This is a genomic window from Bacillus sp. P4_D3 (assembly GCF_056401855.1).
In genome coordinates, this window is sequence record NZ_JBFUIN010000104.1 from 1 (window position 1) to 9,236 (window position 9,236).

Annotated in this window: 10 protein-coding genes; all 10 read right to left on the reverse strand. The window is 37.4% G+C overall.

Going from position 1 to position 9,236, the window contains the following annotated elements:
* On the reverse strand, nt 1-589 hold a 589-nt coding region (locus AC1DTM_RS13255; RefSeq protein WP_477000328.1), incomplete at its 3' end, for a membrane dipeptidase.
* 59 nt (nt 590-648) lie between these two features.
* A complete protein-coding gene (spoVS, locus tag AC1DTM_RS13260; protein ID WP_477000329.1) occupies nt 649-909 on the reverse strand; it encodes a stage V sporulation protein SpoVS in 261 nt (86 codons plus the stop codon).
* 149 nt (nt 910-1,058) lie between these two features.
* On the reverse strand, nt 1,059-1,853 hold the full coding sequence (locus AC1DTM_RS13265) for a TIGR00282 family metallophosphoesterase (protein ID WP_002014601.1): 795 nt from the start codon (nt 1,851-1,853) through the stop codon (nt 1,059-1,061).
* Nucleotides 1,854-2,140: 287 nt separating this feature from the next.
* Nucleotides 2,141-3,703, reverse strand: a complete 1,563-nt coding sequence (rny, locus tag AC1DTM_RS13270) for a ribonuclease Y (RefSeq protein ID WP_002160762.1) — start codon at nt 3,701-3,703, stop codon at nt 2,141-2,143.
* Nucleotides 3,704-4,187: 484 nt separating this feature from the next.
* Nucleotides 4,188-5,219: a recombinase RecA gene (gene recA, locus AC1DTM_RS13275; protein WP_002014599.1), complete on the reverse strand. Its 1,032-nt coding sequence runs from the start codon at nt 5,217-5,219 to the stop codon at nt 4,188-4,190.
* A gap of 142 nt (nt 5,220-5,361) precedes the next feature.
* On the reverse strand, nt 5,362-6,600 hold the full coding sequence (locus AC1DTM_RS13280) for a competence/damage-inducible protein A (protein WP_477000330.1): 1,239 nt from the start codon (nt 6,598-6,600) through the stop codon (nt 5,362-5,364).
* 20 nt (nt 6,601-6,620) lie between these two features.
* Nucleotides 6,621-7,199 carry a CDP-diacylglycerol--glycerol-3-phosphate 3-phosphatidyltransferase gene (gene pgsA / locus AC1DTM_RS13285; protein WP_016105953.1) on the reverse strand — a complete coding sequence of 193 codons (579 nt, stop codon included), beginning with the start codon at nt 7,197-7,199 and terminating at the stop codon, nt 6,621-6,623.
* 63 nt (nt 7,200-7,262) lie between these two features.
* A complete protein-coding gene (locus AC1DTM_RS13290; RefSeq protein WP_016105954.1) occupies nt 7,263-8,174 on the reverse strand; it encodes a helix-turn-helix domain-containing protein in 912 nt (303 codons plus the stop codon).
* Nucleotides 8,175-8,195: 21 nt separating this feature from the next.
* Complete coding sequence (locus AC1DTM_RS13295) at nt 8,196-8,981, reverse strand: DUF3388 domain-containing protein (RefSeq protein ID WP_002066761.1); 786 nt, start codon at nt 8,979-8,981, stop codon at nt 8,196-8,198.
* A gap of 139 nt (nt 8,982-9,120) precedes the next feature.
* A partial coding sequence (locus AC1DTM_RS13300; protein ID WP_477000331.1) for a DUF3243 family protein occupies nt 9,121-9,236 on the reverse strand: 116 nt, incomplete at its 5' end.

A 9,236-nucleotide genomic window follows, 5' to 3' on the forward strand; every position in this document is an offset into this window, starting at 1 on the left:
GTTGATAACAGTTTGAGTGAGATGCAATTGGGTTTTCAGCAATTTCTATAACATCCCAAAAGCTTCTTTCATTTAAGTGAGACACATCCGTCCATAAATGTAACGTATTAAGTTCTTGTACAACCTGTCTACCAAATGTAGTTAAACCTGCCCCACGTGCCTCTAGCGCTCCATCCGCTAACAGATTGGCATAGTTCCATGTCAATCCAAAGGAACGTACACCTAAGCGATAAAACAAACGTAATTTCATCGCTTCTTTTCCAATTGCTTCGCATCCTTCTAATGTTAATAATGCTCCAATCTCGTCCTGTTTTAGCATGTTAATATCGTTTTTTGTCTGAATAAACTTCATTCCTGGTAGCGATAAAATTTCATTATGAAAAATATCTATCATTTGCAGCGCAACTTCAAAACGATTTTCATACGCTACTGTTTCTGGTACATATATAGCAAAGCATTGTATACTTCCTTTTCTTTTCTTTAATTGTTCAAATGTAATATGTAATTGTGAATCGTTTTGAAAGTCTTTTTTCCCCTTTGCACTCCATAACTGAAAGAGTACATCGCAATGCGCATCAAAAATTTTCATTTTCATTCCTCCATTACAAAAACAACCTGTTTGCATACATGCAAACAGGTTGTTTCAACTTAACGCGGTTCTACAATTAATTTTATTGCTGTACGCTYTTCACCATCAATCATAATATCTGTAAACGCTGGGATACAAATCAAGTCCAAACCGCTAGGCGCTACAAATCCTCTTGCAATTGCTACTGCCTTTACCGCTTGGTTCAATGCACCTGCACCAATAGCTTGAATTTCTGCTGTTCCGCGTTCGCGAATAACACCTGCAAGTGCACCAGCTACAGAATTAGGGACCGACGTTGCTTTAACTTTTAATATTTCCATTCCGCGTTTCCTCCTCGTTTCTATAAAAAGTAATAGCAATTATTTCACTTTAACTTATATTCACGAGGAATGACACGTATTCCTGCTAAATCCCTGTAATTTTTCTAAAAAATTAAAATATAAAAAATCCTCTAACTTTTCGTTAAAAATCAATCAAAAAACGGCTGGTCATCATTAATTAAAATACGCTCAATTTTCTTCGCTTTCCCTGTATTAGGATCYACATCAATTAACACTGCACTTAATTGCGTTCTACCATTCGTCACTTCAAAACGTACTGGTAAGTTCGTTAAAAACTTCTTCAATACCGCTTCGCGATCCATACCTAAAATCCCATCATATGGGCCTGTCATACCAACATCTGTAATATAAGCTGTTCCGCTTGGTAAAATACGATTATCAGCTGTAGGAACGTGTGTATGTGTACCTACTACCGCTGTAGCACGACCGTCTACGTACCAACCTAACGCCTGCTTCTCACTTGTTGTTTCAGCATGAAAATCAACAAAGATAATGTTTGTACGTTTTTTTGCAATGCTGATCAACTCATCCACTTTACGGAATGGACAATCGATTGGAGGAAGGAAAGTACGTCCTTGTAAGTTAATAACTGCAACTTCTGTTCCATTACAATTTACAAAGATAAGCCCTTTTCCCGGCGTCCCTTCTGGGAAGTTAGCTGGTCTTGCAAGATATTTTGCATCATCAATAAACTCAAATACTTCACGGTTATCCCAAGCATGGTTTCCAAGCGTAACCGCTTGTGCCCCGCACTCTAAAAAGTTTCGATATATTTTTTCCGTAATTCCACGTCCACCCGCAGCATTTTCTCCATTAATAATTGTTACTGTAGGTGTATATTTTTTCTTTAAAGCCGGTACGTACTGTTGAATCATGTCTCTACCAGGAGATCCTACTACATCCCCAACAAATAATATTCTCATATGTCTTACCCTTTCTATGTACTACATTTTTTATTACCATACTATAACGTGAAGCTATTTTCTTACAACAGTTACAATTTATCTATTATAAGTTTCTTTCACTTGCATACTGCTCATAAAGTGAAACTATAATCAGTGGGGCGTTAACGGGCAGTTTATCCCCCACCTAATTTCTTTGCTCAAGCCGAATTTTGAGGTGGGAGTTTTACTACCCGTTAACGCGGGATAAATAGTTTTTTTATTTTACCCAATTCCAACACAAAAAAATAAAGTGGTGTTTCACCACTTTATTTTGCGTATTCCACTGCACGTGTTTCACGAATAACAGTTACTTTAATATGTCCTGGATAATCCAGTTCATTTTCAATACGTTTTCGAATATCACGAGCTAAACGATGAGCTTCTAAATCATCAATTGTATCTGGTTTTACCAGAATACGAACTTCACGTCCTGCTTGAATTGCGAAAGATTTTTCTACGCCTTCATAAGACTCTGAAATTTCTTCTAACTTTTCAAGACGACGAATGTAGTTCTCAAGCGTTTCACTACGAGCCCCCGGTCTTGCAGCTGATAATGCATCTGCTGCTGCAACTAGAACTGCAATGATAGAAGTTGGTTCTGTGTCACCATGGTGAGATGCGATACTGTTTATTACAACAGGATGCTCTTTATATTTCGTTGCGAGTTCAACACCAATTTCAACGTGACTACCTTCTACTTCATGATCGATTGCTTTTCCGATATCATGTAATAGACCAGCACGTCTTGCTAGTTTTTCATCCTCACCAAGCTCCGCTGCCATAAGTCCAGTTAAGTATGCAACTTCCATAGAGTGTTTTAAGACGTTTTGTCCATAACTTGTACGGTATTTTAAACGACCTAAAATTTTAATTAAATCTGGATGTAAGCCATGAACACCCACTTCAAACGTTGTTTGCTCTCCGACTTCACGAATATACTCGTCCACTTCACGTCTTGATTTTTCGACCATCTCTTCAATACGCGCTGGGTGAATACGTCCGTCCTGTACTAGTTTATCAAGAGCGATACGAGCTGTTTCACGACGAATCGGGTCAAATCCAGATAGAATTACCGCTTCTGGTGTATCATCGATAATAAGGTCAATACCTGTTAACGTTTCTAACGTACGAATATTACGACCTTCACGTCCGATAATACGTCCCTTCATTTCGTCATTTGGAAGATTTACAACCGAAACGGTTGTTTCAGCAACATGATCAGCTGCACATCTTTGCATTGCAAGAGATAAAATCTCTTTTGCCTTCTTATCCGCTTCTTCTTTCGCGCGAACTTCACTTTCTTTTACCATAACGGCAATTTCATGAGAAACTTCACTTTCCACTTTACCAAGAATAATTGCTTTCGCTTGTTCGCGGGTCAGATTGGAAATGCGCTCTAATTCTGTTTGTTGCTTTTGAACTAACTCTCCCACTTTGCTTTCCAACTCTTCAATCTGTTGTTGTTTCGCTACAAGAGATTCCTCTTTCTTTTCTAACTGTCGCTCGCGCTTATCGAGCGTTTCGTCTTTACGATCAAGGTTCTCTTCTTTTTGCATTAAACGATTTTCTTGTTTTTGTAATTCGCTTCTACGGTCACGAATTTCTAATTCAGCTTCTGTACGAAGTGTATGAATTTCATCCTTTGCTTCTAAAAGCGCTTCTTTCTTAAGTGCTTCAGCATCACGATTCGCTTCGTCTAGAATACGTTTTGCTTCATTAGCTGCACCATTAATCTTCGCTTCAGCAATAGACTTTCGAACAAAAAAGCCAACAACTGCACCGACTGTTGCAAGCAAAATGGAGATGAGTATCCAAACTGTACTACTCATGATTTCACCTCCCCTTGCTATGAATGAAAAAAGACTGTCGGCATGTACATTGAATTACAACGTACAGCAAAGACCGTCGTCCCGCTTTTTTAAGGGACTTTCTTCATTTCACAATTAAAATGTCATATTATTATTTCGGCAAGATTTAAGTCTTACTCCGAATATTACTTCTCTTCTTGAGAAGAGTGTATCGTATATAAGAAAAAATATACATTCTCATTGTATCTATCGCAATTTTCATTGTCAAGCGTTGTCTACTTTTACTTTCTTTACCTTCAGCCCTGAATCTTATATGGATTAAAAAAACAGACGGCATATTATCCTGGAAAACCTTAGAAAATCCCAATTCATTCACTTAAAATATATGAATATTCCCCTTTACACATAGCCTTTTGGACAGAATAAATATTTTATCTCCAGCTATATACAACGCTTTCATAGTGGATTAAAAAAATAAAAGACACGGTCCCGTGTCTTTTATTTTTTAATCTTGACGAGTTGAATCTTCCGTGTCTTCAACACCAGAGTTTTCACCAATTCCGTGATGTTCACGAACAAAGAAGGCAATTTCCTCTCTTAAATCCGTATTCTCTTTTAAGAATTGCTTCGAATTTTCACGACCTTGCCCTAAGCGTTCTTCATTATAAGAGTACCAAGCACCGCTCTTTTGAACGATATCAAGTTCAGAAGCCATATCTAAGATTTCACCTTCTCTTGAAATACCTTCTCCGTACATAATATCAACTTCAGCAACGCGGAATGGCGGTGCTACTTTATTTTTAACTACTTTTACTTTCGTTTTATTACCAACGATGTCATTACCTTGCTTTAATTGCTCAGCACGACGTACTTCAAGACGGACAGTTGAATAGAATTTCAACGCACGACCACCTGGAGTTGTTTCTGGGTTCCCGAACATAACCCCAACTTTTTCACGAATTTGGTTGATAAAGATTGCGATTGTTTTTGATTTGTTGATTGCACCTGAAAGTTTACGAAGTGCTTGTGACATTAAACGTGCTTGTAAACCAACGTGAGAGTCACCCATGTCCCCTTCGATCTCAGCTTTCGGTACAAGAGCTGCTACAGAGTCAATTACGATAATATCAACCGCGCCACTTCGTACAAGTGCTTCTGCGATTTCTAGTCCTTGCTCCCCTGTATCAGGCTGTGATAATAGTAATTCATCTATGTTAACACCTAATTTTTGTGCATATACAGGATCCATTGCATGCTCCGCATCAATGAACGCTGCTTGTCCACCTTGACGCTGTACTTCCGCGATTGCGTGTAATGAAACTGTTGTTTTACCTGAACTTTCAGGTCCATAAATTTCAATAACACGACCACGTGGGTATCCGCCTACCCCTAGTGCCACATCAAGTGCTAAAGAACCACTTGAAATTGTAGAAATTCTACGCTCCGCTTGTTCTCCTAATTTCATAATTGAACCTTTACCGAATTGCTTCTCTATTTGTTTTAACGCCATATCTAATGCCGCTTGACGATCGCTCATTCAAAATTCCTCCTTAACTAAATTGCTAATCTTATTATACCTATTTTCAATTCAATTTGCCAACAAAAATCGAACATTTATTCGATTTTTTTATTTTAGATCGAATAAAACTAGGTTTTCCAACAAAAAAACTAGAAGAAATTTATATCTCTTCTAGCTTTTTAAATAAATGATAAAATCCATATTTTGTAGAGCGTTCTCTAATTTGTTGACGACTTCCACTTAAATTAAGCGAGAAGACTACAGCTGGTTCATCTTTAATCGCCAATCCAATAAATACGGTTCMTGGTTCTTTATACTCTGAAGCATCCGGTCCTGCCACCCCAGTGAAACTAATCCCGATATCTGCTTTTAACAGTTTCTTTACATTTTCAGCAAGATAACGAGCACACTGTTTACTAACCGCGCCGTCAGTGCGTAACACTTCTTCAGGCACATGTAAAATTTGTTGCTTCACATCATTTTGATAACAAATGACACCGCCTTTAAATACAGACGAGACGCCAGCATTTTCTGTTACTTGATTTCCAAAAAGACCACCTGTTAAACTTTCTGCACATGCTAAAGTTAACCCTTTTTCCTTCAATAGCCTTATTGCCTTGTAATGAAGGAAATCTTGGTCATATCCGTAGAAAAATTCTCCTACTCTTTCTAAAATCAAATCTTCCACATGCTGAATCAGTTTCTCCGCCTCATCAGCATTTTGATGTTTGGCAGTTAAACGTAATGTCACTTCTCCATCATTTGCGAGTGGTGCAATGGTTGGGTTCGTTTGACCATCAATTAAATCTTGAACTTTCACTTCTAATTGAGATTCCCCAATACCAAAAAAACGAAGAACACGAGAATAAATATTTTCCCCCGTTGTAAACTTACATAAAAAAGGCTCTACGTAACTTATATACATCGGCTTCATTTCTTTTGGTGGTCCTGGTAATAAAATATAAACTTTTCCGTTCTTATTTAACCCCATACCAGGCGCCATACCGTGATCATTCGCAAATACAGTCGATCCATTTAAAACGAGCGCCTGCTTTTTATTATTCTCCGTAAATTCACGGCCTGTACGCTTAAAATAATCGCTTATCGATGTTAATGCCTTTTCATCATACACAAGCTCTTCATCTAAATTAGATGCTATTGTTTCTTTCGTTAAATCATCTTTTGTCGGTCCTAATCCACCTGTAAAAATGAGCATATCAGCTCGTTCTTCAGCCAATTCAATTGCCTTCTGTAATCGCTTGTTATTATCCCCAACAACAGTATGGTAGTACACGTTAATTCCGATTGAAGCTAACTTTTCAGATAAAAACTGGGCATTTGTATTTGCAATTTGTCCAAGTAATAATTCCGTTCCAACCGCAATAATTTCAGCATTCATCCCAATTCCCCCATAAACTTCTATTTTGAGTTTACAAAAGCATCTTTATTTTTCCAGAAATAATCCCATCCTGAAATAACGGTAAAGAATAATGCAATCCATATGAAAATATCTGCAACTGGAATATGAAGTAAACTTAACGGTACATCATGTAATAAGTATGCTGCAATCGCAATAATTTGTGTCCATGTCTTAATTTTCCCTAGCTGATTTGCTGCAACTACTTCCCCTGTCCCAGCAAGCACAAGGCGTAAACCTGTTACTGCAAACTCACGGCTTATAATTACAATAACGATCCAAGCAGGTACATATTGCATCTCTACCAATGTGATAAGTGCTGCAGAAACAAGTAATTTATCTGCTAACGGGTCAAGAAATTTCCCTAAATTCGTTACAAGATTATATTTCCTTGCATAATATCCATCAATCCAATCTGTAGCTGAAGCAATTATAAAGATTAGTGCTCCTACTAAATGTTGAATTGGTAAATTGACATCACCAATTGTATATGAGCCCCAGTTAAAGGGCGCTAGCATAATTACCATAAAAATTGGAATTAAGCAGATTCTAGATATTGTAATTTTATTTGGTAAATTCACAGCTATTCCTCCATCATGTCAAAAACATTTGTTCATTGAAAAAAGTCATCGAAGCGATGACTGTTATTGCGCAGGTTGCCCTATCCCTTGGTTTTTTATCACCAATCTTTGGTGATATTCTTTTTCTGGATCTAATGGGAAAGTAACCACTTGGCCATTCAGTTTAATTTCAACATTCGGTGCACTTCCAATATTAAGCCGCACTTCTTTTACTGTTGATAAATCACGTTTTTCTGTTTGACCACTTTGTACTGTAGTGTTTAGAATTTCGTTACCCGCATCATCTTTAACATCTACATAGCTTGCACCCTTCGCTGAAATTTCCAGTTCTAATGTTTTATTATTATGAATTTCCAAAGTAGATACCTTACCACTCGTTCCAACTACCTTCACTTCTTGTTGTCCAGTTGGTTGCACTGGTTGTTCCTCTTTCTTTGGCTCTTCTTTCTTTGGCTCTTCTTTTTTTGGTTCTTCCGCTTTCACTTCATCTTTCTTCGTATCTAGCGGAGAATCTTTTGCTTTTTGAACTTCAATTTTCTCACTTTGAGCATTCGGAACTTGTCTATCATCTTTTCCAGTTAACGCTTGAATAACAAACCAGACTACCACTCCAAATGCGATTACTAACAACACAATCAAAATTTTTGGCATATGATCTGCAATTGGCCATGATGAAGATTTTTGCATTGTTTCTTGTGTTTTTTGTCCAGTTGATACTTGTGGAACTTCACGATTTTCAGATTGTGGTATCGTACTCTGATATTCTACAAGCAGTTCCTCTCCATTTAATCCAACAGCATCTGCATATTGTTTAATGAATGCACGCGCATAAAAAGCTCCTGGCAACACATCATAATTGCCTTCTTCAATCGCTACTAAATGGCGTTTTTGAATTTTTGTAATCTCATGCAGCTGATCAATAGATAAGCCTTTCGCTTCTCTTGCTTCTGTCAGCTTTTGTCCTAATTCCGTCACTACTAACACCTCAATATTTCTTTAAAAGTCGAACATAGAGAAATTGTTTTTCGTACCTTGCTCAATTTCATCTACTAAATTATATTGAATTTCTTCATCATAATCGTTACGCAATTCGATAATATAATCAAAATCATCCAATGTGTATTCTGACTGACTCACAAACACATCCGGATGTTCCACAACTTTCGTTGCAGGCAATCTCATGATTTCACGAACGAGCTGCCAGTGTCTTTCATTGGCACGCTTTGTCGACACAATTCCATCTAGTATGAAAATATTATCGTCGCTATACTCATCTTCAATCAATTGGCTACGAACAGTTTGCTTAATGAGAGTAGATGATACGAATAACCATCTCTTATTTGCACAAACACTTGCGGCAACAATAGATTCTGTTTTTCCGACACGAGGCATTCCTCGTATCCCAATTAATTTATGACCTTCTTTTTTCATTATCTCCGCCATAAAGTCTACAAGCAATCCTAATTCATCACGCACAAATCGAAATGTTTTCTTATCATCTGCATCTCGTTGTATGTACCTACCATGTCTAACTGCTAGCTTATCTCTAAGCTTTGGCGGACGATATTTCGTTACCGTTATATTATCCATCGTATTTAAAATTGATTCAAGTCTAGAGATTTGTTCTTGATTATCACACATAAGCAAAAGTCCACGTCGTGCATTATCTACACCATTAATTGTGACAATATTGATGCCAAGCATACCGATTAACGAAGAAACGTCACCAAGTAAGCCAGGTCGGTTTTTATGTATTTCATATTCAAAATACCATTCAATCATCCAAGATCACTCCCCTACGCTTACTTTACACCTACGTACTATATTATATGATTTCACCTTAATAGGGAAGCTAAATGTATAATCTATTCCTCCTAATTACTATACAAAAAAAGTAGAGAGGAGCTTCTCCTCTCTACTTTTACTTATGTTGTACAAACTTCACCATTAAATTTGCGATTGTATGTTGCTCTTGTTCATCAGCAACTTTCCAAAGCTCAGACAATAATTTTTCTTGATCGTTGCGCGCTTCTACTT

Coding starts and splice junctions, on each gene's coding strand:
- rny (WP_002160762.1), bottom strand. CDS start 3,703: ATGAGTAGTACAGTTTGGATACTCATCTCCATTTTGCTTGCAACAGTC.
- recA (WP_002014599.1), bottom strand. CDS start 5,219: ATGAGCGATCGTCAAGCGGCATTAGATATGGCGTTAAAACAAATAGAG.
- AC1DTM_RS13295 (WP_002066761.1), bottom strand. CDS start 8,981: ATGATTGAATGGTATTTTGAATATGAAATACATAAAAACCGACCTGGC.